At 64.8% G+C, this 26,761-nt stretch carries 27 protein-coding genes; 15 read left to right on the forward strand and 12 right to left on the reverse strand.

The genetic code is table 11. The annotated features are described in order from the left end of the window. Positions 1-306 (forward strand): hypothetical protein (locus MTBLM5_RS18715; protein ID WP_217424981.1); only part of this gene is annotated, 306 nt, incomplete at its 5' end. Here the strand turns inward: MTBLM5_RS18715 and MTBLM5_RS05885 are convergent. Beyond that, positions 281-544, reverse strand: coding sequence for a DUF1127 domain-containing protein (locus tag MTBLM5_RS05885; protein WP_173974844.1), 264 nt, complete (start codon positions 542-544; stop codon positions 281-283). The genes MTBLM5_RS18715 and MTBLM5_RS05885 overlap by 26 nt on opposite strands. Before the next feature lie 182 nt (positions 545-726). Here MTBLM5_RS05885 and MTBLM5_RS05890 point away from each other — a divergent pair, with 182 nt between their 5' ends. Further along, a complete protein-coding gene (locus MTBLM5_RS05890; protein ID WP_173974845.1) occupies positions 727-1,194 on the forward strand; it encodes a RidA family protein in 468 nt (155 codons plus the stop codon). A gap of 16 nt (positions 1,195-1,210) precedes the next feature. On the opposite strand, the gene MTBLM5_RS05895 is transcribed toward MTBLM5_RS05890, so the two are convergent. Next, a complete protein-coding gene (locus MTBLM5_RS05895; RefSeq protein ID WP_173974882.1) occupies positions 1,211-2,410 on the reverse strand; it encodes a diguanylate cyclase in 1,200 nt (399 codons plus the stop codon). A 193-nt stretch (positions 2,411-2,603) separates the two neighbouring features. Here MTBLM5_RS05895 and paaI point away from each other — a divergent pair, with 193 nt between their 5' ends. The 5 genes from paaI to MTBLM5_RS05920 all read left to right on the forward strand — a co-directional run bounded on the left by paaI (position 2,604) and on the right by MTBLM5_RS05920 (position 6,430). Beyond that, entirely contained in the window at positions 2,604-3,122 is a 519-nt protein-coding gene (gene paaI / locus MTBLM5_RS05900; protein ID WP_173974846.1) for a hydroxyphenylacetyl-CoA thioesterase PaaI, read from the forward strand. Next, entirely contained in the window at positions 3,119-4,321 is a 1,203-nt protein-coding gene (pcaF, locus tag MTBLM5_RS05905) for a 3-oxoadipyl-CoA thiolase (protein ID WP_173974847.1), read from the forward strand. The genes paaI and pcaF overlap by 4 nt, the downstream gene beginning before the upstream one ends. A 68-nt stretch (positions 4,322-4,389) precedes the next feature. Beyond that, entirely contained in the window at positions 4,390-5,718 is a 1,329-nt protein-coding gene (paaK, locus tag MTBLM5_RS05910; protein ID WP_173974848.1) for a phenylacetate--CoA ligase PaaK, read from the forward strand. A gap of 59 nt (positions 5,719-5,777) precedes the next feature. Next, positions 5,778-6,062 (forward strand): type II toxin-antitoxin system RelE/ParE family toxin, encoded by a 285-nt coding sequence (locus MTBLM5_RS05915; RefSeq protein WP_173974849.1) that lies wholly within the window; start codon positions 5,778-5,780, stop codon positions 6,060-6,062. Positions 6,063-6,070: 8 nt separating this feature from the next. Continuing rightward, on the forward strand, positions 6,071-6,430 hold the full coding sequence (locus MTBLM5_RS05920; protein WP_068499298.1) for a HigA family addiction module antitoxin: 360 nt from the start codon (positions 6,071-6,073) through the stop codon (positions 6,428-6,430). A 39-nt stretch (positions 6,431-6,469) separates the two neighbouring features. Here MTBLM5_RS05920 and MTBLM5_RS05925 read toward each other — a convergent pair whose 3' ends face one another. Genes MTBLM5_RS05925 through MTBLM5_RS05935 form a run of 3 tightly spaced genes read right to left on the reverse strand, consistent with a single transcriptional unit; the run spans position 6,470 to position 8,547 of the window. After that, positions 6,470-6,859: a hypothetical protein gene (locus MTBLM5_RS05925; RefSeq protein ID WP_173974850.1), complete on the reverse strand. Its 390-nt coding sequence runs from the start codon at positions 6,857-6,859 to the stop codon at positions 6,470-6,472. Positions 6,860-6,877: 18 nt separating this feature from the next. Then, the gene (locus MTBLM5_RS05930) at positions 6,878-8,083 is read right to left on the reverse strand and encodes a hypothetical protein (RefSeq protein WP_173974851.1); all 1,206 of its coding nucleotides are present in this window, start codon (positions 8,081-8,083) and stop codon (positions 6,878-6,880) included. Continuing rightward, on the reverse strand, positions 8,080-8,547 hold the full coding sequence (locus MTBLM5_RS05935) for a toxin-activating lysine-acyltransferase (protein WP_173974852.1): 468 nt from the start codon (positions 8,545-8,547) through the stop codon (positions 8,080-8,082). Before MTBLM5_RS05935 ends, MTBLM5_RS05930 begins: the two co-directional genes overlap by 4 nt. Before the next feature lie 172 nt (positions 8,548-8,719). Between MTBLM5_RS05935 and MTBLM5_RS05940 the strand changes: the two genes are divergently transcribed. From MTBLM5_RS05940 to MTBLM5_RS05970, 7 genes are all read left to right on the forward strand, one after another. Further along, positions 8,720-9,040 carry a cysteine peptidase family C39 domain-containing protein gene (locus MTBLM5_RS05940; RefSeq protein WP_173974853.1) on the forward strand — a complete coding sequence of 107 codons (321 nt, stop codon included), beginning with the start codon at positions 8,720-8,722 and terminating at the stop codon, positions 9,038-9,040. Between the two features lie 198 nt (positions 9,041-9,238). Then, positions 9,239-10,369: an efflux RND transporter periplasmic adaptor subunit gene (locus MTBLM5_RS05945; RefSeq protein WP_173974854.1), complete on the forward strand. Its 1,131-nt coding sequence runs from the start codon at positions 9,239-9,241 to the stop codon at positions 10,367-10,369. Then, positions 10,366-13,437 carry an efflux RND transporter permease subunit gene (locus MTBLM5_RS05950; RefSeq protein WP_173974855.1) on the forward strand — a complete coding sequence of 1,024 codons (3,072 nt, stop codon included), beginning with the start codon at positions 10,366-10,368 and terminating at the stop codon, positions 13,435-13,437. Before MTBLM5_RS05945 ends, MTBLM5_RS05950 begins: the two co-directional genes overlap by 4 nt. A 70-nt stretch (positions 13,438-13,507) precedes the next feature. Next, the gene (locus MTBLM5_RS05955; protein ID WP_173974856.1) at positions 13,508-13,705 is read left to right on the forward strand and encodes a hypothetical protein; all 198 of its coding nucleotides are present in this window, start codon (positions 13,508-13,510) and stop codon (positions 13,703-13,705) included. A 31-nt stretch (positions 13,706-13,736) separates the two neighbouring features. Then, positions 13,737-14,348, forward strand: coding sequence for a LysE family translocator (locus MTBLM5_RS05960; protein ID WP_173974857.1), 612 nt, complete (start codon positions 13,737-13,739; stop codon positions 14,346-14,348). A gap of 198 nt (positions 14,349-14,546) precedes the next feature. Continuing rightward, positions 14,547-15,599, forward strand: coding sequence for a hypothetical protein (locus MTBLM5_RS05965; protein ID WP_173974858.1), 1,053 nt, complete (start codon positions 14,547-14,549; stop codon positions 15,597-15,599). A gap of 68 nt (positions 15,600-15,667) precedes the next feature. Beyond that, positions 15,668-16,090: a VOC family protein gene (locus MTBLM5_RS05970; protein WP_173974859.1), complete on the forward strand. Its 423-nt coding sequence runs from the start codon at positions 15,668-15,670 to the stop codon at positions 16,088-16,090. A gap of 249 nt (positions 16,091-16,339) precedes the next feature. Here MTBLM5_RS05970 and MTBLM5_RS05975 read toward each other — a convergent pair whose 3' ends face one another. The 6 genes from MTBLM5_RS05975 to MTBLM5_RS06000 are packed head-to-tail and all read right to left on the reverse strand — an operon-like array spanning position 16,340 to position 21,343. Then, the gene (locus MTBLM5_RS05975) at positions 16,340-16,672 is read right to left on the reverse strand and encodes an ATPase inhibitor subunit zeta (protein ID WP_173974860.1); all 333 of its coding nucleotides are present in this window, start codon (positions 16,670-16,672) and stop codon (positions 16,340-16,342) included. 45 nt (positions 16,673-16,717) lie between these two features. After that, a complete protein-coding gene (locus MTBLM5_RS05980) occupies positions 16,718-18,010 on the reverse strand; it encodes a Ni/Fe hydrogenase subunit alpha (protein WP_173974861.1) in 1,293 nt (430 codons plus the stop codon). Then, complete coding sequence (locus tag MTBLM5_RS05985) at positions 18,003-18,779, reverse strand: oxidoreductase (protein WP_068499326.1); 777 nt, start codon at positions 18,777-18,779, stop codon at positions 18,003-18,005. Before MTBLM5_RS05985 ends, MTBLM5_RS05980 begins: the two co-directional genes overlap by 8 nt. 2 nt (positions 18,780-18,781) lie before the next feature. Continuing rightward, entirely contained in the window at positions 18,782-19,618 is an 837-nt protein-coding gene (locus MTBLM5_RS05990) for an FAD/NAD(P)-binding protein (RefSeq protein WP_173974862.1), read from the reverse strand. Between the two features lie 2 nt (positions 19,619-19,620). After that, a complete protein-coding gene (locus tag MTBLM5_RS05995) occupies positions 19,621-20,205 on the reverse strand; it encodes a cyclic nucleotide-binding domain-containing protein (protein ID WP_173974863.1) in 585 nt (194 codons plus the stop codon). Position 20,206: 1 nt separating this feature from the next. After that, positions 20,207-21,343: a 4Fe-4S dicluster domain-containing protein gene (locus tag MTBLM5_RS06000; protein WP_173974864.1), complete on the reverse strand. Its 1,137-nt coding sequence runs from the start codon at positions 21,341-21,343 to the stop codon at positions 20,207-20,209. Positions 21,344-21,797: 454 nt separating this feature from the next. Here MTBLM5_RS06000 and MTBLM5_RS06005 point away from each other — a divergent pair, with 454 nt between their 5' ends. Further along, a complete protein-coding gene (locus MTBLM5_RS06005) occupies positions 21,798-22,466 on the forward strand; it encodes a hypothetical protein (RefSeq protein WP_173974865.1) in 669 nt (222 codons plus the stop codon). Between the two features lie 33 nt (positions 22,467-22,499). Here the strand turns inward: MTBLM5_RS06005 and MTBLM5_RS19100 are convergent, their stop codons facing one another. Beyond that, positions 22,500-26,759, reverse strand: coding sequence for a cadherin-like domain-containing protein (locus MTBLM5_RS19100; RefSeq protein ID WP_173974866.1), 4,260 nt, complete (start codon positions 26,757-26,759; stop codon positions 22,500-22,502). Positions 26,760-26,761: the final 2 nt, after the last annotated feature.

Raw genomic sequence — 26,761 nt, forward strand, 5'->3', positions numbered from 1 at the left:
ACCATCGAGCGCCAAACATGGCGCACGATGGTCTCATTTTTTGGTTGTCCCTCGCCGGGCGGGCGCATCCGCGCCCTTGGCCGCTCGCTCAACGCTCGCCGGAGCGCCGTGCCTCACTATGGAGGCTCGGCGCTCCAATCTCGATCAATGGTCAATCGGTTGGCCGAAACGACAACGCCCTGCCTGTCCAAGCGCCCAAAGAGAGGGGCGGCGCTCAAGGACAAACAGGGCGTGTCGAAATTCTGCCCGGGTCCGTATCGGATCGCCCGGGTTCAGGCGCTCAGTGCTTCGGCTTCCACTGATTGACGAAATAGGGAACCTCGTCCTCGGACAGTCCCAGATCCTTCAATTCGCGATGATCCAGGCCGGCCATCTCGGATTGCAGACGATCGCGGGCGATGCGGTCCTGCACCGGACGGACGACGGTGTCTTCCAGGAAAGACACGGCCTGCTGCCACAGCGAGGTCGCCGGACGACGGGGAACAGGGCTCGGCCCGCAGACCGGATTGGGGGCGCAAGGCCCGAAGGCGGGGGACAGGGACATCGGCGGCTCCATCGAGCAGGGTTTGAATGCTTGTAAGAAGCATATGGTTTGGCAACGCCGAACAACAAGATACATTTTTGCATGAGTGCCGGCGTTTTTTGCATCACTTCCGCACCCCCTTCCCCGCCGCGCCTTTGCCGGCTACCCTGGCCGCCCACGACCGCCCCCCCAAGGAGACCAAGATGGCCACCAATCCGGAAACCCGCCTGACCGAGCTGGGGATCACCCTGCCGGTTCCTGCCGCCGCCGTGGCCAATTACGTGCCGTCGGTGTTGACCGGCTCGTTGCTGTTCGTGTCGGGCCAGCTGCCGCTGGAAAACGGCAAGGCAGCGGTGGTCGGCCGATTGGGCGACACCGTCACCATCGAGGATGGCGTTCGCGCCGCCCGCCTGTGCGGGCTGAACCTGTTGGCCCAGGCGCGCGCTGCCTGTGGCGGCGACCTGAACCGGGTCAAACGGCTGGTACGCATGACCGCCTTTGTCGCCGGCACGCCGGACTTCTTCGACCAGCCCAAGGTGGTCAACGGTGCGTCGGATTTGATGGTCGAGGTGCTGGGCGAGGCCGGCCGCCATGCCCGCGTCGCCGTAGGCGTCGCCGCCCTGCCGCTGAACGTCGCCGTCGAGATCGAGGCGATCTTCGAAATCGCCTGACCCAGCGACGTCTTGATCAGCTGGCGGCGACGGCCTGTTCGGGCATGTCGCCGCCGGCAATCAGCTTGTCGCCGTCGCCGACGACCCGGTCCTTGCCGGTCTGCTTGGCGATATACATGCGATGGTCGGCCTTTTCGACCAATTCCTGCCATTGCTGGCAATCGTCGGACATGCGCTCGGCCACGCCGATCGAGGCGGTGACCGGGTTGCCGTCGGGGCGCACGCCCAGCCCGGTCTCGCGCAGGCGCAGCATGGCAATGCGGGCGCCTTCGGGGTCGGTGTTGGGCATCAGGGCCAGGAACTCCTCGCCGCCCCAGCGGATCAGCACGTCGCCGCGCCGCAGCACCTTGCGAAGTGCCGCCGACGCCGCCCGCAAGGTGTTGTCGCCCTCTTCGTGGCCGTAGCGGTCGTTGATCGACTTGAAATTGTCCAGATCGACGAAGGCCAACGAGAACGGAATCTTCGACCGCATCGAGGTCAGGAATTGCTGGACCAGCATCTCCTCGCCGACGCGGCGGTTATAAGCCCGGGTCAGACCATCATGCGAGGATTGGTCGACCAGTTGGCTCATGAAATGCAACTGGCTCATGCCGGCCAAGGTCGCCACCACCGCCAGCAGCAGCAGCAGCCACTGCGCCCCCAGGTGCGAGGCGAACGGCAGCAATTGGTAGCCCAGGATACCGGTCAGCAGATAGGCCAGCAGCAAGGGCAGCGACAGCAGCGCGCCCTCGATGGCGGTGATGGGGAACACCGCCAGACCGGCCACCATGACGAAGGGCAAAAAGGCATAGCCAGCAGCCACCACCTGCTGGGCCGGATCGGAAATGGCGAACTGGGCCAAGAGCGGATGGCTGATCAGGAAGAACACCGTCGGGATCGACAACAGCCAGATCAGGCCCCAGCGGGCCACCGCCACGCTGTCGGCACCGCGATAGGCCAGGCACAGCAAGATGAAGGCGATCGAGGCCAGCACACGCAGTGCGGCCAGATACATCGACAGCGCGGTCTCGAAAATGAACAGATCGACGGGGATCCACAGGGGCGTCAGCACGGCGAAAACCGCAGAAACCAGCCGCACACGCGACAGGATCAGCAGCGAGCGGCGGCGCTGGACGAAGGCCGACTGACGCGTGGGGATGAACAGATCGAAGATTTCCGCCAGCGTCATCCCAGAGAAGACGATGGACAGCACCCTGCCGATCAACACCTTGACCATGTTCACTTGGCGGTATCCTTTTGCCCCCGTGACCACCAGTTCCATCGAACGGTACTTGGTCCATCTCGCACATGCAAGGCCTTTGCACACAAGGCCTTGCGCCGTTGCGACACGGCCATTGCGTTTGCGACAATAATTCGGTATCAAAATACCGAAATGGGGCGAAGACCCCGAGGGAGGTTCAACGGTCACCATGCACGCACGCCACAAGGATGCCCAGGCCCTGGCCGAGCAAGTCGGCAACGATGCGCAAGCATTGGCCGAGCAAGTCGGCAACGATGCGCAAGCATTGGCCGAGCAAGTCGGCCGGGCGATCATGGCCAACGATCCCAGCTCGCATTTCCTGGGGGTGACCCTGGACGAGATCCGGCCCGGCTATGCCCGCATGTCGATGCGGGTGACCAAAGACATGCTGAATGGGCTGGGCATCTGTCATGGCGGCTTCACCTATAAGCTGGCCGACGACGCCTTCGCCTATGCCTGCAATTCCTATAACCGCCACGCGGTGGCCTTGGCCTGCACCATCACCTATCCGGCGGCGGCGAAGGAAGGCGACCTGTTGACCGCCGAATGCGTCGAAACCCACCGCAAGGGCCGCAACGGCACCTATGACGTCACCGTCAGCCGTCCCGACGGCGAGGTGGTGGCGCTGTTTCGCGGCCATTGCCGGGTGATCGACGGCCACCACATCCCCGAGGAAGCCCATCCATGACCGACGCCCTGATCTGCGCCGTCAAGCGCACCCCCATCGGCCGCTTCGGCGGCGTGCTGGCCGGCATGCGCACCGACGACCTGGCCGCCCATCCGATCAAGGCGCTGATGGAAAGCCATCCGTCCATCGATTGGCGCGATCTGGACGAGGTGGTGCTGGGCTGCGCCAACCAGGCCGGCGAGGACAATCGCAACGTCGCCCGCATGGCGGTGCTGCTGTCGGGCCTGCCGGTCGAGGTGGCGGCGACCACCATGAACCGGCTGTGCGGGTCCGGCATGGACGCGGTCGCGCTGGCCGCGCGCGCCATCCGCCTGGGCGAGGCCGATCTGATGATCGCCGGCGGCGTCGAAAGCATGAGCCGGGCACCCTTCGTCATGCCCAAGGCGGAAAGCGCCTTCTCGCGCGAGACCGCCATCTACGACACCACCATTGGCTGGCGCTTCGTCAACAAGGCGATCGAGGCCCAGTACGGCATCGATTCGATGCCCGAGACCGCCGAGAATTTGGCCGAGGAATTGTCCATCAGCCGCGACGACCAGGACGCCTTCGCGTGGCGCAGCCAGGACCGCGCCGCCAAGGCGCAAGCGTCGGGCCGGTTCGGGCTGGAAGTCGCCCCGGTCACCCTGCCCGCCCGCAAGGGCGATCCGGTGGTGGTTGAACGTGACGAGCATCCCCGCGCCACCACCATCGAGGCGCTGGCCAAGCTGAAGGCGCCGTTTAGGAAGGGCGGATCGGTGACCGCCGGCAATGCCTCGGGCGTCAATGACGGCGCGGCCGCCCTGCTGATCGCCAGCCCGCGCGCGGCGGAAAAATACGGCCTGACCCCGCTGGCCCGCATCAAGGGCTTCGCCTCGGCCGGCTGCCCGCCGCGCATCATGGGCATCGGCCCGGTGCCGGCCACCCGCAAGCTGCTGGACCGCCACGATCTGACCGTCGCCAATATCGATCTGTGGGAAATGAACGAGGCCTTCGCCGCCCAGGTGCTGGCCTGCGCCCGCGCCCTGGGCCTGCCCGACGACGCGGGACACATCAACCCCAATGGCGGCGCCATCGCGCTGGGCCATCCGCTGGGCATGACCGGCGCCCGCATCGCAGGCAGCGCCGCCATCGAACTCGCCCGCTCGGGCGCCAAGATGGCCGTCGCCACCATGTGCGTCGGCGTCGGCCAGGGCGTGTCGCTTCTGCTGGAACGCGCCTGACTTCATGACATTCGGCGGCCGATCCCCGCGCCAAGACGGGGGCCGCATCTCAAAAGAGGGAGGATCCATTGAACGCCGTCAGCACCCGCCGCAACCCGCCACCCCGCGACATCCTGGACCCGATCGAGATCGCCAGCCGCGACGAGATCGCCGCCCTGCAGCTCAAGCGCCTGCAATGGTCGCTGAAGCATGCCTATGACAATGTCGGCCACTTCCGCGCCAAGTGCCAGGCCAAGGGGGTGCATCCCGACGACGTCCGCGACCTGAAGGACCTGGCCCGCTTCCCCTTCACCACCAAGGACGATCTGCGCCAGACCTATCCCTTCGGCATGTTCGCCGTGCCGCAGGATCAGGTGGTGCGCGTCCATGCCAGTTCCGGCACCACCGGCAAGCCGACCGTGGTCGGCTATACCGCCAATGACATTTCCATGTGGGCCGACGTCATGGCCCGCTCGATCCGCGCCTCGGGCGGGCGCAGGGGCGACAAGTGCCACATCTCATATGGCTATGGCCTGTTCACCGGCGGCCTGGGCGCCCATTACGGCGCCGAGCGCCTGGGCTGCATGGTCATCCCGATGTCGGGCGGCCAGACCGAGAAGCAGGTCCAGCTGATCTCCGACTTCCAGCCGCGCATCATCATGGTGACGCCCAGCTACATGCTGGCCATCGCCGACGAGATGGACCGCCAGGGCATCGACACCAAGACCTGCCCGATCGAGATCGGCATCTTCGGCGCCGAGCCGTGGACCGGGGCGATGCGCGAAGAGATCGAGGCCCGCATGGGCATCGACGCCGTCGATATCTATGGGCTGTCGGAAGTGATCGGGCCGGGCGTGGCCTGCGAATGCATCGAGACCAAGGACGGCCTGCACATCTGGGAAGACCATTTCTATCCCGAGATCATCGACCCGACCACCGGCGAGGTTCTGCCCGACGGCGAGATGGGCGAGCTGGTCTTCACCAGCCTGTCCAAGGAAGCTTTGCCGATCATCCGCTACCGCACCCGCGACCTGACCCGGCTGGTGCCGGGCACCGCGCGGTCGTTCCGCCGCATCGAGAAGATCACCGGCCGGTCCGACGACATGATGATCATCAGGGGCGTCAACGTCTTCCCGACCCAGATCGAGGAACTGATCTTGAAAGATTACCGGCTGGCGCCGCATTACCAGCTGGAAATTTCCCGCGAGAACCATCTGGACAGCCTGGCGGTCAATGTCGAGATGCGGTCCGACCAACCCTATGACGATGAGGCCGCCAAGGCGGCGGCCAAGGACCTGGTCCATCACATCAAGTCGTATATCGGCATCTCGACCAAGGTCAACGTGGTGGCCCCCGACAGCATCGAACGCTCGATGGGCAAGGCCAAGCGGATCATCGACAAGCGGCCGAAGGGGTAAGGGTGATGGCCGGGACGTATCGATTGACGATACGTCCCGTATCGCGGTACGCTTGATGAATGATCAGGAGCTTCGCAGATAAGCGCACTGCCGCGATCTTCGCGGGGCTCTGCCCGAAGGGCACGCCGGCCGATGTGGCGAATGTCGCGCGCCGGAAGCTGGCGATGATCGACAAGGCGGTTGACCTGACCGACCTGCCCAGCCCACCCGGCAACCGACTGGAAGCATTGGAACGGGACCGCAAGGGGCAACACAGCATCCGCGTCAACGATCAGTGGCGCGTCTGCTTTCGCTGGACGGCCGACGGCGCCGAGGACGTCGAGTTCTGTGATTACCACGCATGAGGTGCGCCATGACCATTCGCCGTGATGACCTGGAATCGGGGCGGATCGACCTGTCGGAGGTGGCCGACCCGAATGCCGCTCGCCTGCCCCCCGTTCACCCGGGCGATGTGCTGCGCCATGAGTATCTGGAGCCCGCCGGCATGTCGGTCTATCGCCTTGCGGAACAACTGCGTGTTCCCCGGTCGCGCATGAACGAGATCGTCCAGGGGCGCCGTTCGGTGACGGCCGAGACCGCCTTGCGCCTGGCCCGCCTGTTCGAGACCAGCGCCGATTTCTGGCTGGGCCTCCAGGCCGCCTATGACCTGGAAACCACCCGGCTCGCCCTGGGGGAGAAGATCAACGCCGAAGTGCGGCCCCATGCGGCGTGATGGGGGTAGGTGACCAAGCCAGCGGCATCGGAATGTATCTCATCGGCGCGAGCGCGATTGATTCAGTGCACTGTCACCGTAATCGGCGATTGTCGGGACACCTTTGTGTAAGAATTCATCCCTGACCAGATCAACATTGCTGCGCCAATCGGCAGCATTGTCGTAGGTTCCGGCGAAGGCGATGATGGCGTTGCCGGTGCTGGCATTGACCCACCCGTCCAGCCGTGCCTGATGGCTTCCCGGGGTCGGCGGATTTCCTTCCTGACCGGCGTAGACGACCGCCTCCAACTCGTACCCCGGTGCCAAGGTCCGTGGATCCATGATGACATCGTTCACGATCGTCCCCCTTCCGGGGACATCGTTGTAAGCCTGAAACGTTGCGGCGTTTCCCAGCAGAAGGTTGGCCTGATCGTTGGAATAGGTTGTCATGGCTTTCCCCCAGGGTGTTTATTGGGCATTGGTGGTGGCATCACAAAGATCGACGACCTTTATGGGCATTGGCGGCCCGTTAAAAGTCCTCCTCTGGCGGTCATTCGTTGCGGCAAAGGCAATGCGGCAGCCATTTGGCGATGTCAGCAACGGCCCCTGGATGTAGGCCGCCTTGTACAGCAGGCGCCAGCGCGTGCCGTCCTCGAGTACGAGAATATCCAGCGGCGGGCCGTCGCGAAGCGAAAAAGTGATCGTGACGATGAACCCAAGTTTCGTCGGTATGGCGGCCGTAAGCCCTACGACCTGATGAGAGAACTTTCGCCCAGGCGCCTCATTTTGCACCAAGCTAGAGGCCTCCATCAGCGGAGGCATCCCCCCCGCCTCAACCGCGCCATCCTCGTGAAGCCACCAATAGCGCCATGGTTTGCGGAGTTCATTTCCATAGCCAAGGGCAAGATAGGCTCGCTTGAAGGCATAATATCCGAGGCCAGACCAGCCAGCGCTAATGTCGCGGCGAAGTATGTCCAGTTCAACCGATTCGGGTCGGTCGGCCAGATGCAGCCTTAACGGCTCGTCCTTTCTTCCTCCACGCCAATCAACCACGATCTTGCCGGCAAACAGCGGATAATGCTTGTGTATCGGCTCGATCATATGGGGTGGGGTTGATTCATCGGGCAGCCACCGCCCCAGGCAGCCCGTGAAGCTTTCCCGCACGAACCATTGGCGGAATGTCTGTCCCGATGGCTGATGAAGGTCCCGGGTCGGCAAATCGGTGGTCCGTTCCTGATCCGGCCCCAGCCGAGTTTCCTGGCCCCACGGACCAAGGTACTTTGGAAAAAGCAGATCCCGCTTCGGGTCGCCCTCCGGCGGATCGCCTTGCGGAGGAACCCGTTCCACTCCCTTCATCAGGAAAATTGGTTCCGACCCGTTGGTATCAACACAGATCAGATGCCGCCCAACTTCCTCAACGGTCTGGCCGGTATCGACATTCCACACGATCACCCGATCGGTCTCATTGAGGGCTAGATGGCTGTCATCGACCCATTTCAAAGCCCCTGTGGTCGCCCGGGTTCCGAACGGCGCTGTATGGATGGGATGGCCAAGCAGCGTTTCTTCTGCGGGGGATGGGCTGGACATCACCCAAAGAATCAAAATCAGGACAGCCGCCCGCCACCACGGGTAAACCGGAGCACGGAAATCCTGGTTCAGTGCCCATCGTCTCATGCTCCGGCCTCCGCTTTCCCCGACGGCACCTTTTCCCGCCAATCTCGCTCGAACCCCTCGCCTCCGCCGAAAGGGGCGATGAGATCGACAAGAACCGGGAACGGCCCGGCACGCCAGTCCGCCGCGCTTGGCGTCGTGAAGGGCGGAAGGCTGCCCTGATCCGCCGCCATCGCCCAACTGGCAAAGCCGACCGGCCGGCCGCCGACACGCCACAGACGGAACTGCCCCAGGGTCAAGGGGGGCAGTAGGCGGGATTCCAGTTCGGCCAGGGTCAGACCACGATGGTCCGGCGACTTGAGGGCCAGAAACATCACCTCGCCCAGCAACTGGGCCGGCGTTGCCGGCCCCTTTTGCGGAGGTTTTGGGTCCGCGCTGGCGACATCGGGCTTGGTCAGTTTTTCCGGAACGCCCCTGCCGATGCCAGTCATTTGCTGCCCCCACGTCTCCGGCTGGCGCCAGCACATTGCCGACACCTTATTTTTAGGCTCGTACGATTTGCATGCACGCGTCAAGGCGTGCTATTCAATATTTGCTCTATTTACGCGCTCAATATCGTGCAGCACTCGTAATAGAGCACACCAACGGCATAGTGCATGCCAATGGGGATATTGCGGTGGATTGAGGAATACGGTGACCATGAATCAAGTTGCCGCAGAAGAAGGCAAGCCCACCGCCCCGCTGCCACCGCCCACCCTCGATCCCGGCCTGGCCTGCCTGGCGATGCTGGCGAAGTTCTTCGAGAAGGCGGGCGAACATGATCAGTTGCGCCACGGCCATGGCGACCCGGGCAAGATGGCGGACGAGGTCGATCTGCTGCGCACTGCCAAGGCGATCGGCTTCAAGGCGCAAGGCATCGACAGCGAGTTCGCGCGGCTGGCCCGCACGCCGCTGCGGTGTCTGGCCCGGCACAAGGATGGCGGCTGGTTCATCCTGGCGAAAGTCGCCGGATTACGGTGACAGTGCACATAAATATTACGGCATATAATCGACACCCATCGGGCTCTCGGTGAGATCGAGGTCGGAGTGACACGATGGGGCGCAGGACATCTGCACACGCCTTAAGCTGAGCGTGAGACCCTCGCCCCCTCCCCCCGTTACCATCCGTTACCGATCCCCGATTGACGGCGGGCGGCCGTTGAGAGATTGATCAAACCCATGCAGATCTCTCGCCCCGCCCTTATTGCCCTAGCCCTTGCCGCCGTCGCTGGCGGCGGCTGGCTGGTGACGTCGAAATCCGAACAGGCCGCCCCGCCCAAGGCCGAGGCTCGCCCCATGCCGGTGGTGACCCGCGCCGTCGAGGCCAGGCCGATGCCGGTGCGGGTTTCCGCCGTCGGCAATGTCCAGCCGCTGTCGGTGGTGCCGGTCCGCCCGCGCGCCGAGGGCGAGGTCATCAAGGTCCATATCCAGGAAGGCCAGGAAGTGCTGGCCGGCGACATCCTGTTCACCCTGGATGCCCGCCCGGCCGAAGCCGCGCGCCGTCAGGCCGAGGCCAATCTGGCCCGCGACCGCGCCCAGTTGGACCGGGCCCGCGCCGATCTGGCCCGCTATGCCAAGCTTCTGGAAACCGGCTCGGCGACCCGGCAAAAGGTCGAGCAGGCCACCGCCGACGTCGCCGTGCTGGAAGCGGCCATCAAATCCGACCAGGCCGCCATCGACAATGCCCGCCTGACCATCGATTATTCCGCCATCAAGGCCCTGGTGCCGGGCCGGACCGGGGTGGTCAACGCCAAGCTGGGCAGCCTGGCCAAGCCGTCCGATGCCCAGGCCATGGTCACCATCACCCAATTGCGCCCGATCCGGGTGTCGTTCGCGGTGGCCGAATCGGTGCTGCCGCGCATTCGCGCCGGCATGGCCCAGGGCGAGCTGCAGGTCGTGGTGACCAGCGCCGCCGATCCCGGTCTGGCCGCCACCGGGGCGCTGACCTTCATCGATTCCGCCATCGACACCCAGACCGGCACCATCGGCCTGAAGGCCACCTTCGCCAATGACGACACCCGCCTGTGGCCGGGCCAGTTCGTCAATGTCAGCCTGACGCTGGGCACGGAGGAAGCCGCCCTGGTGGTGCCGGCCGAATCGGTGCAGACCGGCCAGATCGGCACCTATGTCTATGTGGTCACGCCCGAAACCATCGCCGAAATCCGCGCCATCACCGTCGATCGCGTGCTGGACGGCTTGGCGGTGATCGCCAAGGGCCTTGCCGCCGGCGACAAGGTGGTGGTCGAGGGCCAGATGCGGCTGGGCAACGGCGTCAAGGTGGTCGAGCGCACCGCCGGGGCGCCGCAATGAACCTGTCGGCCGCCTTCATCGCCCGGCCGGTCGCCACGCTTTTGCTGACGCTGGTCCTGGTGTTCGCCGGCCTGGTCGGCTGGCAGCAATTGCCGGTGGCCGCACTGCCCAACGTCGATTTTCCCACCATCAACGTCTCGGCCAATCTGGCCGGCGCCAGCCCCGAGACCATGGCCTCGTCGGTGGCCTCGCCGCTGGAGCGCGAGTTCTCGACCATCGCCGGCGTCGAGACCATCACCTCGTCCTCGGGCCAGGGCACCACCTCGATCACGCTTCAATTCAACATCGACCGCAACATCGACGCCGCCGCCCAGGACGTCCAGTCGGCCATCACCCGGGCGCTGCGCCGGCTGCCGGAAGAGATGACGGTGCCGCCGTCCTTTCGCAAGGTCAACCCGTCCGACACCCCGGTCGTGCTGATGGCGCTGTCGTCGGCCACCCTGCCCTTGTCGCAGCTGGACGAATACGCCCAGACCATCCTGAGCCCCCGGGTCTCGCGGCTTTCCGGCGTCGCCCAGGTGCTGATCTATGGCAGCCAGAAATATGCGGTGCGGGTCCAGGTCGATCCCGATGCCCTGTCGTCTCGCAACATCGGCATCGACGAATTGCAGGGCGCGGTCAAATCGGCCAACTCGATCTCGCCCTTGGGGGTGCTGAACGGGCCGCGCCAGCAATTGGTGCTGCAATCCAATCCGCAATTGCCCAACGCGGCCGCCTTCGCCGAGCTGGTGGTGGCCTGGCGCGACGGCGCCCCGGTGCGGCTGAAAGACGTCGCCACGGTGTCGGATTCGGTCGAGAACAACCGCACCGCCAGCTGGTTCAACGGCACCCGCGCCATCGTGGTGGCGGTCCAGCGCCAGCCCGACGCCAACACCGTGTCGGTGGTCAACGATGTCCGCGCCCTGTTGCCGCTGGTCCAGGCCAGCCTGCCGGCCAGCGTCAAGATCGACGTGATGAACGACCGCTCCAAGCCGATCCGCGCCGCCATCGCCGACGTGCAATTCACCTTCGGGCTGACGGTGGCGCTGGTGGTGATGGTGATCTTCCTGTTCCTGCGCCGGGTGTCCGCCACCCTGATCCCGGCGGTGGCCATGCCGGTGTCGCTGATCGCCACCCTGGGGGCCATGCACCTGTTGGGCTTTTCGCTCAACAACATCTCGCTGCTGGGCCTGACCCTGGCGGTGGGGCTGGTGGTCGATGACGCCATCGTCATGCTGGAAAACATCCAGCGCCACGTCGATGCCGGCATGAAACCGCTGGATGCCGCGCTGCTGGGCTCGCGCGAGATCGGCTTCACCATCATCTCGATCACTGTATCCTTGATCGCGGTGTTCATCCCGATTCTGCTGATGGGCGGCGTCATCGGGAAGATGTTCCACGAATTCGCCGTGGTGGTCAGCCTGGCCATCGTGATTTCCGCCTTCGTATCGCTGACGCTGACCCCGGTGATGTGCGCCCGCTGGCTGCGCCCCGAACATGATTCCGAGGCCGGCCCGGTCGAGCGGGCGTTGGAGAAGGGCTTCGAGCGCCTGGCCGAAAGCTATCGCGCCAGCCTGGATTGGGTGCTGGTCCATCGCGGCTCGATGCTGGTGGCGACGCTCGTGACCATCGTCGGTACGGTGGTGCTGTTCCGCGAGATCCCCAAGGGCTTCTTCCCCACCGAGGATATCGGCCAGATCTTCATCCAGACCGAGGCGGCGCAGGATATCAGCTTCGCCGCCATGGCCGAGCAGCAGCAGAAGGTGATGGCCATCATCCAGGCCGATCCCAACATCGCCACGGTGACCTCGGCGATGGGGGTGTCGGGCCTGTCCAACGCGGTCAATTCGGGGCGCATGTTCATCAATCTGGTGCCCCGCGACCAGCGCGGCCCGGTGACCGAGGTCATCGCCAGCTTGCGCAAGAAGGTGTCGGGTATCCCCGGCATCAACGTCTTCATCGTGCCGGTCCAGACCCTGAATCTGGGCGGCCGGTCGTCGAAGTCGCAATATCAGTACACCCTGGAAGGCATCGACCAGGCCGAGCTTTACGCCTTCGCCGAACGCCTGGAAGACCGCCTGAAGCGCGAGCCGCTGATCCAGGACGTCACCAGCGACCTGTTGATCAAAAGCGCCCAGGCGCTGGTCGATGTCGACCGCGACAAGGCCGCCGCCTTAGGGGTCAAGCTTGATGCGGTCCGCTCGGCGCTTTATTCGGCCTATGGCACCCGCGAGGTCTCGACCATCTATGCCTCGGCCAACGATTATGCCGTGGTGATGGAACTCGATCCCCGCTTCCAGACCGACATGGCGGCGCTGGCCAAGCTGAAGATCCGCTCGGCCAACGGGCCGTTGGTGCCGCTGGACGCGGTGGCGACCATCCGCCGCACCGTCGGGCCGCTGACCGTCAACCACCAATCGCAGCTGCCGGCCGTCACCATCGCCTTCAACCTGGCCGGCGACACCGCGCTGGGAGCCGCCACCACGCGCATCCGCGCCATCGAGACCGAGATGGGCATGCCGGCCGGCATCACCTCGAACTTCGCCGGCACCGCCAAGGTGTTCCAGGAAAGCCTGCGGAACCAGGGCCTGCTGCTGCTGGCCGCAATCGTGGTGATCTATGTGGTGCTGGGCATCTTGTACGAAAGCCTGATCCACCCGGTGACCATCCTGTCCGGCCTGCCGGCGGCCGCCGTCGGTGCGCTGGCCACCTTGCTGGCCTTCAAGATGGAATTGTCGGTGATCGCCATCATCGGCATCTTGATGCTGATCGGCATCGTCAAGAAGAACGCCATCATGATGATCGACTTCGCCCTGGAAGCCACCCGCCACCAGGGCCTAAGCCCCGATCAGGCGATCCGCCAGGCCTGCCTGTTGCGCTTTCGCCCGATCATGATGACCACCATGGCGGCGATCATGGGCACGCTGCCCATCGCCCTGGGCCACGGCGCGGCGGCCGAGCTGCGCCAGCCCCTGGGCCTGTCGGTGGTCGGCGGGCTGGTGGTCAGCCAGGTGCTGACGCTTTACATCACCCCGGTCCTGTATCTGTGGTTCGAACGGGCCCGGGCGATGGTCGTCAAGGCGGCCTGAACTTTCACCAAAACGCCACGGGAAAACCATAATCGGCTGGCTTACTCTGCCCGCCAACAGGAGAGGACAGATGTACGACCACGACGACGAATTCCACCATTGCCCGCAATGCCAGCGCCGCACCCGCCACCGGGTCAGCCGGGGCGAACGCAAGCTGGCCGACGCGTTGTGGTGCCAGACCTGCTATCACGTCCATATGCGCGCCCAGACCGAGGCCGCCAGCGCCACCGCCCGCCCCCCGCACCGTCAGGCCGACCGCGCGGCTTGACCGAGGCCTGCTGGCCCGGCACCATCGGGGCATGGATTTCGACACCTGGCTGATCTATCTGGCCGCCGCCATCGGCCTGTCGCTGTCGCCCGGCCCCAACAGCCTGCTGGCGCTGACCCACGGCGCCCTTTACGGCCAGGCCCGCGCGCTGTGGACGGTGGCCGGCGGCGCCTTGGGCTTCGTCATCGTCATCGCCGCCTCGATGTTCGGCATCGGGGCATTGCTGCAGGCCTCGGCCCATTGGCTGGTGGCGCTGAAATGGATCGGCGGCGCCTATCTGGTGTGGCTGGGCATCGGCGTATGGCGGGCCCCGCCGATCGGTCTTGAACTGCCGATTGCGGCACGCGCGGTAACCGCCTTGACCTTGTTCCGCCAGGGTGCCGCTTCGGCGCTCAGCAATCCCAAAGTGCTGCTGTTCTTCGGCGCCTTCGTGTCGCAATTCATCGATCCGGACCGGCCGCTGGTGCCGCAATTTTTCATCATGGCCGGCACCTTCGCGGTGACCGAGACCGCCACCGAATGGGGCCTGGCCGCCAGCGCCCACAAGGTCCGCCGCTGGCTGGCCCGGGTGGGGCGGCGCTTCAACCACTTCTGCGGCGCTCTGTTCGTGGCGATCGGGGTGGCGTTGCCGTTGCGGGGGTGATGGAAGTTCACTGTACGGCTCCTATTGCGGAGATGATTGACTTCGAGCCTGCACTGGTGGCAACCTTCTCGCGTGGGCATCCAGGGACCAGACATCCTGCCGGGTTAAACCTCCTGGATTTTCTTCTTTTCGCATCGACCTATCTCCCTGGTCGGCGTTTAATCGGCAGGCGTCCGACCATCGCAAGGAGATACGGCGATGCCGGTAGCGCTTACCCACGATTCCCTGAAGATGATCAAGCGGGCGACCATGGATTTCATCCAAGGCGTCGGCTCGTCACACCTGTCCGAAGCCATCGCCTCGGGGATGGGATATAGGACTAACATTTCTCTCAAAACGGCTCTCGCACAGGGGGCGGTCATTACCGAGATCGACGATGAAGCGTTCAATGGCCGCCTTCGGGCGCTCGGCCATTCTGCTCTTGATGGGGCGCCACTTTCCGCCGCCCTGCATGAAGCCACGCTACGGCGCATCCGAAAGGTGGCGGATCAGTTTCCCCGCATGACTTTGAACGGACTGAATCCGTCCATTGGGCGCCGCTATGTCTATAAGACCCACGAGGACTGGGCGCAGTCACGCGATGAGTTCCTTGGGGACGGAACCGTCGAGATGTTCCTGAAAGCGGAATTGTGGTTGGCCCACTGCAAGAAAGCGCCGAAGATGCATAGGCGCTGGTCCAGCTACGGCATGAAGCATGCAGTCGAGAAGTGGATAAAGCGTACACATCCGGAAGTTTACTACTATCTCGCAAATGGCGCCTTCATCGCCGCCGCGGTTGCCAACGGATTTTCTGTGGAAGAAATTGAAAGTACAGATGGACTCAACTGCTTTCTCAGCATTGCGACCCACCCCACCAGCTTTCCCGGTATTTCTAAAGTTTGTCGGCAGCGCGATACCTACGAGGTCGAGAACCCGGAAGTGATTTCCAGATTCGTGGATCTGATTGCATCTTGGGCGCGCAACCGAGCCACCAAGCCCGGCGAACGCACCCCATACTTTTTCAGCCGCCACGGGGTTCAGCGTATCCAGTTGGATGCCAAAGGGCGTATCCGCATCTCAGGTTTTTTCGGCTGGTCTGTCTTGATGACCGTTGACGGCCATGGCGGCGACCTGGGCTCCCTGGGTCGAATCCACGTTGTCGAGGTAATCCTTCGAGGGAGCCTGGACAGCTTCGCGACGTGGCTCCGCGAAAGCGGACTTTATGGCGATAGCACTCAATCTCAGGATGACGAAGAAGGCGACGACGCTTAGGCATGAACAGAAATGACCGGGGACAGAAATGGATGCCCCCGGTCATTGCCCCCCCCGGAGCCCATTCCATGGACCAACGCATCAGCCTGATCACCTTGGCCGTCGCCGATGTCGGCCGTTCGACCGCGTTCTACCAGGCGCTGGGGTGGAAGCGTTGGACCGGCATCGACGCCCCGGACATCACCTTTTTCCAGTGTGGCGCGATGGTGGTGGCGCTCTATGCCGCCGCGGCCCTGGCCGCCGATACCGGCCTTGATGCCCCCCGCCCCGGCGGCATCACCCTGGCGGTCAATATGCGCGGCAAGGACGAGGTCACCGCCACCCTGGACCAGGCGATCTCGGTCGGCGCGACCTTGCTGAAAGCGGCCCAGGACACACCGTGGGGCGGTTTCGTCGGCTATTTCGCCGATCCCGACGGCCATCCGTGGGAAGTGGCCTGGGTGCCGCAATTCCCGCTGGCCGACGACGGCGCGCTGATCCTGCCCGGCTGATCAGCCGGGCGACGAGGCCGGATTTCAATTTGGCTGATTTCATCGTCACGGTCGGCCATGACGGAGTGTGCAATTATCTTGAACCACAGAGACACAGAGGCACAGAGGTTTCCGAGCCGTGGCGACAGGGTTGCCCCACGAAAGCCCCCTCTGTGCCTCTGTGCCTCTGTGGTGAATTGAATTTTTCCCAAACACCGGCACAGCCTTCACGCCCCGGACTCCGGACGGAAGTGGGGCAAGCCCGGCTGATCAGCCGGTCCGTTCCAGCCAAGCCTGGCGCTCGAAGCGCTGGAAACGGTCGCGCAGATCGTCCAAGGACTGCAACACCCCGAAACCCAGCAGGTCGTTCCTGATCTTCAGCAGAATCCAGCGTTCGGCCTCGCGGCTTTCGACGCGGGCGAAATCCTCGTCCAGCAGCAATTTCAGATAGCTTTGGCTGTCTTCGTCGGTCAGGTCGGAAAACCACTCGGCCAGCAGCCGGTTGCGCCGGGCGCGCACCCAGAAGGCGGCTTCCTGGTTGGCGATGAAGTTGACCTGGCTGGTCGCCCCCTTGGCATCGACGGTGCGGACGTAATCTGTCATGCCCTTAATGTAGGGGCGCCCGGCCCGGCCTGCAAACGGCCGGGCCTATCCCCGATCCATCTCCAGCTTCAGGAAATGGGTCGCGCAGGAAATGCACGGGTCGTAATTGCGGATGGCCTGTTCGGCCTTCCACTTGATGGTGTCGTCGGTTTCCTTCAGGTTCGCCTCCACCACCTTCATCAGGTCAAGCTCGATCACCTTCTGGTTCTGGGCGGTCGGCGGGATGATGCGGGCGTCGAGAACGGTGCCTTCCTTGTCGATGCGATAGCGGTGATAGCAGATGCCGCGCGGCGCCTCGGTGCAGCCATGGCCCTCGCCGGCCCGCACCGGCGCTTCGACATAGGCGCGGTCGGGCACGACGTAATTCTGCACCAGCTTCAGGGCGTCCTCGCACACCTGCACCAGTTCGACCGCGCGCACCACGATGGACTGGAACGGGTTCTTGACCACCTTGCCCAATCCCGCCGCCTTGGCCGATTCCTTGGCGGTGGCCGAAAACTTGTCGTAATTCAGGTTATAGCGGGCCAGCGGCCCGACATGGTGGGCCGAGCCGTCACGAGCCACGCCGTGCAGCGCGTTGGACCACGGCACATGCTCCTCGTCGATATGGTCCAGGAACTTCGACACCGGAATGTCGAGCCCGGCCGAGGTGACCAGCCGGCCTTCATGGATGGCGTATTCGTCGGGGTGACGAAGCGCCATGAAATTATAATCCTGGGTGATGTCGGGAAAATCGAAGCCGCCCACCAGCTTGGCGGTGGCGATCGAGGTTTCCAGCGCCCATTTCAAATCCTCTTCCAGGCCCTTCAAGGCCTTCTTGTCGGGCAGCTTGTAGAAGCCGCCGACCTTCAGGCCGATCGGGTGGATGGCGCGGCCGCCGATCACTTCCAGGATTTCGTTGCCGACCTTCTTGAGACGCAGGGCGTTTTCCACCAGCGGCCGGTTGACGGCGGCCAGTTCCAGCGCGTCGGACAGGCCCAGGAAGTCGGGGGCGTGCAGCATATAGACATGCAGCGCGTGGCTTTCGATCCATTCGCCGCAATAGATCAGGCGGCGAAGATCGCGGATCGGCTTGGTCACCTGGATGCCCAGGGCGTCTTCCATGGCCTGGCTGGCCCCCATCAGATAGGCGATGGGGCAGATGCCGCAGATGCGCGCGGTGATGTCGGGGACCTCGCGGAAGTCGCGGCCCTTCAGGAAGGCCTCGAAGAAACGCGGCGGCTCGAAGATGCCGAAATGCAGCTCCTTGACGCGGCCGTCCCTGATCTTGACGTGCAGGGAGCCCTCGCCCTCGACGCGGGCCAGGGCTTCGACCTTGATGGTGCGTGTCTCAGCCATGGGTCTCGCTCTCCTTGCGGAAGGCCTCGGCGTTGGCGTTGTAGCTTCTGAACAGGCGCTGGACGTCGCGGCCGGAACAGCCCAGTTCCTTCAGATGCGCGGCCAGGGCCGCCGTGTTGGGGGTTTCCATCGGGCCGAAGCAGCCGAAGCAGCCGCGATCCTTGCCGGTGCACAGACTGCCGCAGCCGGCCTGGGTGACCGGACCCAGGCAGGGCGTGCCGGCGGCGACCATGCGGCAGACGATGCCGTTGGCCTTGCATTCGATACATTCCGAATGCCGGGGCACGTTGGGCTTACGGCCGTTCAGATAGGCGTTCAGCACTTCCAGCAATTGATGCTTGGAAATCGGACAGCCGCGCAGCTCGAAATCGACCGACACATGGTCGGAAATCGCCGTCGAGGTGGTCAGGGTGTCGATATATTCCGGGTGGGCATAGACGCAGCGGATGAATTCCTTGACGCTCTTGAAGTTCCGAAGCGCCTGGATGCCGCCGGCGGTGGCGCAGGCACCGATGGTGATCAGCGCCTTCGACTGGCGCCGCACCTCGCGGATGGCCTTGACGTCGTGCGGCGTGGTGATCGAGCCCTCGACCAGCGAAACGTCGTAAGGCCCCTTCTCGATCTTGCGGGTGGCTTCCAGGAAATAGCTGATGCGGACCTCTTCGGTCAGGGCCAGCAATTCGTCCTCGCAATCAAGCAGGGACAACTGACAGCCGTCGCAGGACGAGAACTTCCACACCGCCAGTTTCGGGCGTTTTCTTTCGGCCATGGCTAAAGCTCCCTGACCTGGAACAGATCGGCGACGCTGTCATAACGGAACACCGGCCCGTCCTTGCAGACGAAATGCGAGCCCCATTGGCAATGGCCGCACAGGCCCACGCCGCACTTCATGTTGCGTTCCATGCTGATCCAGATGGTGTCGCGCGCCACGCCCTTCTTTTCCAGGGCGCTCGCTCCGTACCGCATCATCACTTCCGGGCCGCAGACGAAGGCGGTGGTGTGCAAGGGGTCGAAGCCGCCCTTGGCCACCAGATTGGTGACGACGCCGACATTGCCGCTCCATTTGCCGGTGGCGCGATCGACGGTCACCAGCACGTCCATGTCGAAGCGGCCGCGCCAGCGTTCCAGCTCTTTCTTGAACAAGATGTCCTCGGGCGTGCGGGCGCCGTACAGCACCATCACCTTGCCGTAACGCTCGCGGTTGTTCATGGCGTGGTAGATGGCCGGACGAAGCGGGGCCAGGCCGACACCGCCGGCCACGAACACCACGTCCTGGCCATAGGCCGACTCGATCGGCCAGGCGGTGCCATAGGGGCCGCGCACGCCGATCTGGTCGCCGGCCTTCAAGGAATCCAGTGCCGAACTGACGGCACCGACGGCGCGGGTGGTGTGCACCAGCACCGAGCGGTCGCCCGGATCGCCCGAGATCGAGATGGGAATCTCGCCCACCCCGAAGACGTAAAGCATGTTGAACTGGCCGGGCTTGAACGAGAACTCGCCCCCGGCCTCGGGCACCAGTTCCATGGTGAAGGTGTCGGACAGGTCGCGGCGCACCTTTTCGATGCGGAACAAGACCGGCAGCATCGGATCCCTGGGGACGGCCGTCATGATCAGGAATCCTTCTTCGACTTCTTCGCCGCCTTGGCCAGCCGCGCCGCCGGGCTGCGGTTGGTGCCCTTGGTCTTGCCAGCGGACTTGACCTTGGCCTTCTTGACCTTTTCCGGCTTGGCCGACGGTCCGTACAGATCCAGCATCTGCAGGCGGGCCGACGACAGGCGATGCGCCATCATCGGCACGAAGCGGCGCAGCACCTCGTAGCCCAGGGCCGGATCGGCGGCCATCTTCTTTCGCAGGCACTTGCCGTCGAAGGAAATGGCGCGAACCAGGCCGATGGCGCGGGCGTCGAAGGTCGAGCGATAGGGCTCGACGATCCACGACCAGCCGGCCACCTCGCCCTCGCCGATGGTCTCGATGACGATCGGCTGCTTGCCGGGCACATCGATTTCCACCGCCACCGTGCCGGCGCGGACCAGATAGAACTTGGCCGCTTCCTGCCCCTCGCGGAACAGGAACTGGCCGGATTCATAGCGCTCGTTGGCGGCGCAGCCGACCAGCAGGGCGCGCAGCTTGTCGTCGATACCCTGGAAGAAGGGATGCTCGTCGATGATCTTCCCCAGATCGTCCGGCTTGACCATGTCACTTCCTCCCCTTGGTGCTGTCGTGGATGGCCGCTACTTCCTCGGTGATGTCGATGCCGACCGGGCACCAGGTGATGCAGCGGCCGCAACCGACGCATCCGGCCTGGCCGAACTGATCATGCCAGGTCGACAATTTGTGCGTGATCCATTGGCGATAGCGCGAGCGAACCTCGGTGCGGATGGCCCCGCCATGGATGTAGGAAAAATCGACGGTGAAGCAGGAATCCCACTTGCGCCACCGCTCGGCATGGTCGCCCTTGAGGTCGGTGACGTCCTCGACCGTGGTGCAAAAACAGGTGGGGCAGACCATGGTGCAATTGCCGCAGGTCATGCAGCGCGCCGCCACCTGATCCCAGCGGGCATGTTCCGGCACGTCCTTCAGCTTGGCCGAGGTGGCGGTCTCCATCTTGCGCGATTGCTTGGCCGCCGCCTTGACCGCCTTGGCGGCGGCGGTGACGTCGGCCTCGGCCGCTGGCGTGCCCTTGGCCGCCTTCAACAGCTTGGCGCCCGTGTCGGTGGCGGCGGTGGCGACATAGGTCACGCCCCCCTTGCCGACCATTTCCACCAGCTTGATGTCGTAGCCGGTGCCCATCTCGGGTCCGGTGCCCATCGAGGCGCAAAAGCAGGTGTCGCCGGCCCGGGTGCATTCGACGGCGACGATCAGCGCGCCCTTCAGGCGGCCCTGATAGCCCGGATCGGCGAAATCCTTGTCGCCGAACACCTTGGCCTGAACATTGATGGCCGCCATCTCGCAAGCCCTGACGCCGATCAGCGCCAGCGGCGCGTCGGGTTGTGCCGGCTGGTCGATGGTGAAGCCCGAAGCCGTGCGCTTGGCCGAGAACAGCTTCTGGCGCGGCGGGTACAAAACCCGCTTCCAGCCCTGAGCCCCGCTGGTATAGCCGAACAAGGCCTGGTCGCCGCGCGCCTTCAGGCGGTAATGGCCGCCCTTCTGTTCGTCGCCGACACCCATCGGCAGGTCGGCGACGGTCTCGATCTCGTCATAGATGACGGCGTCGTCGGCGACGCGTGGACCGATGGTGCGCCAGCCCTTGGCACGAATGGCGGCCAACAACCCGCCCAACCCGGCCTGGTCCAGGATCACCGCCACAGGTGCTGTCCCTTCCGCTGCAGGCATTTCGATCCCCCCTTCGGTCCGATCATCGATAGGTATCGTACACCCCTGCCAAAAACGCGCAAATGACCATTTGGATGCGGTCAGCCCTGCGGATGGATCATTGGTCGCAAGCCTGCCCGAATCCGTGGCGACCGACCAAAGTCCCCATCAAAATGTTAACGGGCAGTCACCGCTTTCAAATACCACCTTGGCGGGTGTATCGTGAATCCCCAGACGAATAGCCCGCACCAGGAGTTTTTCCATGGCTGGCCAGCATCATGCTTCTCGTCACCCGGTTCCGCCTCCGCCGACAAGGTTTGGTCAGCCGGTCATTCAGGCGGCTCCACGTTCCACCCTCTCTCCACCGGTTGCCGCGCCCCCGGGAATCGCGCCGCCGCCGCCGACGCGGTTCGGCCCGCCGGCCATTCAGGCGCCCTCGCCTTCCCCAGCCCCCTTTGCGCCCGGATCGGCCCAGATGTGGAGCATGGGCGGCGTCTCCCGCGGACTGACCGGCGCCATCACCACGGCGGCCATCGGTGCCTTGATCGCGTCGGTCTCCGGCGTCCTGGCCGTGACCGGTGCGGTGACCGCCGCGGCCCTCTATCTCGCCCTGAAAGCCGCCGGATTTGGCCCTTACATCGGGGGGCAGAACAACATCGAGATCCTCGTCGCCGGCAAGAGGTCCCGCAACTACATCGGGATCGGCTTGACCAGCAAGGGCCATACGGTCAGCCACAACATCGTCGTCGTGGACGGTCTTGCCAACGAGCAGACCGTCGGCAACCTGCCCGAGGGCATGAAGGGCACGCTGAAACCGTTGATCGGCGTGAATACCGAGACGTTTTTTGGTCCGTGGGGGGGCGCCGAGGAGGATGATGACTTCGACGAAGGCCGGGCGCGCATCAGGCGAATCCACATCACCGCCAACCGCGCGTCGGCGGCGCTTACCCTGATAAACCGCAAGCATCGGCGCTCGGAACTGGATGGCACCCTGGGCAATTACAGCTATCTGGTCAACAGCTGCACCACCAACGCCGTCGACATCTGCCGCGCCGCCGGGCTGCAACCGCCCACATGGGCCTGCACGCCGACCCTGCTTTGGCTGTGGGGAAAGCTGATGGCCGAGATACAGACTCACCTGTGACGACCGGCCGCTCGGCCTGATCGATGATGCCCCTCACACCGCCAAGTGGAAACTGGTGTTGTCGAGCGCGGTGGTGTCAACCCCGGTGACGGTGCCGACCAGGGTGGAATTGGCGGTGGTCGCCGCCTCCATCGCGGTCGTGCTCCACAGTTCGACATTGCCGCCATTATCGATGGCGATCAGGCCGGTGCCGGTGTTGCCGCCGCCGTAATTGGTGGCGGTGCCCGACATGGCTGTGGCGCTTTCCGCATAGTCCGAGGTCAGAATGTCGCCGACCGACCCGAAGCCGAATTCAGAGTTGGACAGGGTAAAGAAGTCCGAACCGTTGCCGAAATCGGTGATGGTGGTGCTGGCGCTGGAATCCAGCACGAAGGCATCGTTGCCGGCGCCGCCGGTCAGGGTGCTGGCGCCACTGCCGCTGGCGGTCAGGGTGTCGGCATAGCCCGAACCGACCACCTTCTCGATGTTGGTGAAGCTGTCGGTGGCGCTCCAGCCATCGGTGGCGGTGCCAAGCTGCAGGTTGACACTTACGCCGGCCGAGTCGGCCGAATAATCAAGGACATCGGTCCCGGACCCGCCATCGATGTTGTCAATTCCGGCACTGCTGACAAAGGTGTCGGCGCCAAGACCGCCGGTCAGCACGTCGTTGCCAGCCCCGCCGACGAAGCTGGTGCCCTGGGCGTGGCCGACCAGGGTGACGCCCGCGCTGGTGCCGCTGACCTCCATCACCACCTTCTCGATGGCGGAAAAAGTCTTGCCGCTGATGTCCAGCGTGCCGGCCTGGGTCTGATAGAAGGTGGCGGTGTCGGTATCGCCGCTGCTGCCGTCGCCGTCCAGGATGAAGGTGGCGCCGGCCGCCGAGACGTCGTCGAACGACACAGAATCGCTGCCGGCGCCGGTCGAGATGGTCTCGATGCTGGAAATGGTGATGCCGGTCAGGTCCAAAGTGGTGCCGGCATCGGTCAATATCACCGCGTCGGAGCCGGCCCCACCGACGATCGAGGCGAATTGCTGCGGGTCGGCGCCGCCGCCCAATACCACGCTGTTGCCGGCGCCCGAGAATTGAAGCTTCTCGATGCCGGTCACCGTGCCGGCAGCCAGCAGGACGGTGCCGCTGGTGCTCAGGCTGATGGTGTCGATGTCGCCGCCGTTGGTGCCGGTATCGGTGATGGCATCGCCGGCAGCGAAGTTGGCCGCCGCCACCGTATAGGTGTTGGACCCGTTGCCGCCATCCAGGGTGTCGGTTCCCGCCGTCGCGGCCAGATCGGTGACGATCATGGTGGCGCTGCCGGCGACCGTGCCGCCGTTGCCGTCGCTGATGGTGTAACTGAAGGTCACCGTTCCGCTGGTGTTGGCCGCCGGAACGAAGGTGTAAGTGCCGTCCAGATTGTCGGTCAGGCTGCCGGAACTGGCGGAGACCGCGCTGACCGACAACACATCGCCGACATCGACATCGGCGGCGCCGGCCAGAAGCTGGGCCTCGGTAATGGTGACGCCGGTACCGGCGAAGCCGGTCAGGGTGGAGGCGGCAAGCCAGGTCGGAGTTCCGGTCGCGCTGGCATTGCCGAACGAGCTGGTCGCGCTGTTGGTGGCGGTGGTCCCCGCCCCGTCGGTCATCGGATACCACGCCTCCAGGGTCGCTTCGTTGCCGACCGGGTCATCGACGGAATCGGCGGCGATCTGGGCGGCGCTGCGGGTTTCGCTCCACACCTTGACGTCGCTGATCGAGCCGACGAAATGGGCCAAGGTATCCCGCGAGGTACCGATCTGCAAGGAAACCGGATCGGCGAACGGCAGCGCCGCCGCCGTACCCTCGGCCACGCCGTCGACATAAAGGGTGATGGTGGTACCGTCGAACGAGGCGGCGACATGGTGCCAACTGCCGTCATTGATCAGGGTGGTGCTGGTGATGATCGACAGCCCCACCCCGTCCGTCACCTCAAGGATCACCCCGCCGGAAAAGTCTTTGTTCAGCTGCACCCATTTGGTGGCACCGCCGGTGGTGGTGATGATGCCGCCCCACATCGGCGAGCCGTTATCCTTGACCCAGGCTTCCAGCGTGAAATTGGTGCCCAGCGACTGGGCGCCGGCCGAGGTCAGGTATACGGACCCGGTCAGGGTCACGGCGCCGTGATTGGCGTTGGTGGTGAAGGTCGGTGCGTCGTTGATGGCGGTGACCGAACCGGTCAGTTCGGTGGCGGCGGCGGCGATACCGCTGGCGCCGCCGGGGCTGGCGGTGTTGACGGTGACCGGGGTCGCTGTGCTGCTGTCCGACCAGCCGCCGGCATAGGTGGAATCCAGTCCGCGCACATAAAGTGATGGGGTGGCGCCGCTGAAATCGGCGCTGGGCAGGAAGCGGACCAACGTCGAGGCCGACAGCGCCAGCGCCGCCGAGTTGTCGTTGACGCCGCCGATATCGACCCAGGTGGTGCCGCCGTCGCTGGAATATTGCCAGTCGCCGTCGGGTGAAACCACGTTGTTAGAGATCACCGCGACGCCGGCCAGGCTATTGCCGTCGGCATCGGCGAAACCGGTATTCAGCAGGCTGGTCACCGTCTGCCCGGTCGGCGAGACGGTATCCTCGGCGATCGCAGTCAACGCCACGCTGGCGGCCAGGGTCGGCGAGTCGTTGACCGCATTGATGGTCATGGTGGCGCTGCCGGCCGCCGTGCCGCCATTGCCGTCGCTGACGGTATAAGCAAACGTCACCGCCGCCGCCGAATTGGCCGCGGGAACGAAGGTGTAGGTGCCGTCCAGATTGTCGGTCAGGCTGCCGGAACTGGCGGTGATGCCGGTCACGTTCAGGGTGTCGCCGACATCGGGGTCGGCGGCGTTGACCAGCAATTGGGCCTTGGTGATGACGACGCTGGTATCCTCGGTGCCGGCGGTCAGGGTGACCGGGCTGTTGGTCGGCTGGTCATTGATTCCGTCGAAGATCACCGTCACCGCGTTGGACGCCGTCACCTTGCCGTCGCTGACCACCACATTCAGCACCATGTTGCCGGCAAAGTCGGCATTGGGGACGATGGTGTAGGTGCCATCGAGATTGTCGATCACCGAGCCATGGTCGGCGGTCACCGACACCAGTTGCAGCGGATCACCGTCAGGGTCGGAGAACGAGGCAAGCAGTTGGGCGGCGTTGACCGTGTGCGACAGGTCCTCGGTGCCGTGCGCGGCCAACGTTACCGCCGTGCCGACCGGCGCCCGATTAACTTGGCCGCCCCCGACGGGATTGCCGCCGGTATCGCCGCCGCCTTTGCTGCCGCCAAGGTCACCACCACCGGTGCCGGGGTCTGTCCCGCCGACCTGCGTGGTGCCGCCCGTTTGCCCGATCGTTCCGACCGTGACCAAGGTAACCGCCGCGATCGGTTGTGGCGGCGGCGGTGGCGGCGGTGGCGGCGGTTCGGCCGTTGCAGCCTGCTGGACCGGCTCTCCGTTGGCAGTGCCCGCAGCGGCCGGATCGGCCGCCGCAGCCTGCGCGGCCGCCGGCCCGGCCGGGGCGTCGCCGCCAGTGCCTTGACCTTGAGCCGCTCCCTGCCCCTGGCCTTGTCCCTGCTGCCCCCCGGTTGGCGCCGCCGGGGCGGCCGGAAGGGTCGGCGGCGCGGCCGGCGGCGGTGACGGGGTCGGCGCCACCGACGCCATCGCCGCGCCGGCATTCGAACTGGCGGTCAAGGCCGCGCCACCCAGGGTGGCGCCCAGCACGCCGCTGCCAGCGGAATTCAGCACCAGCGGTGCGTCGGAACTGCCGACCTTGGACAACACGATCTGGCCGACGAAGGAACTGCCGGGGTCGGCCTGCAGCGCGACCGAGGTGGCGCCGTCCGAGCCGACTAGGCCGGAAACGGTGGTGCCGCGCACGCCGATGCTCATCACCGGCGTCGCCAGTTTGGCGGCGTCGGGCTTGGCCTTGGCGATGTCGCCCGACACGAAGGAAAAGGCGCCTTGCGCCACCAGAATGGTTTCGTGGCCGGTCTTGGTGGCCGGATCGTACGAGAAATCATCGACCGCGATCATGCCGCGATCCTTCAAGACGAAGGTCGAGCGATCGGCGAAGACCAGGGAAATCTGGGCATCGTGGCTGGTTTCGATGCTGTCGCCCTTTTGCAGGGCGGCGCCCTGGGTGGCGGCGATCTTTTGCCCGCCACGCACGATCCACGCCTCGCCCTCGACGGCATCGACCTTGCCGATGACCACAGGCACCTTGCCGGCGGCGGGCGGAGCGGCGGGTTTCTCGTCGGCGACCTGGGTCACCGGCAACTTTGGCTCGGCGACCGGATTGGTCAGGATCGGCATGG

The sequence above is a fragment of the Magnetospirillum sp. LM-5 genome, assembly GCF_902729445.1.
GTDB lineage: Bacteria > Pseudomonadota > Alphaproteobacteria > Rhodospirillales > Magnetospirillaceae > Magnetospirillum.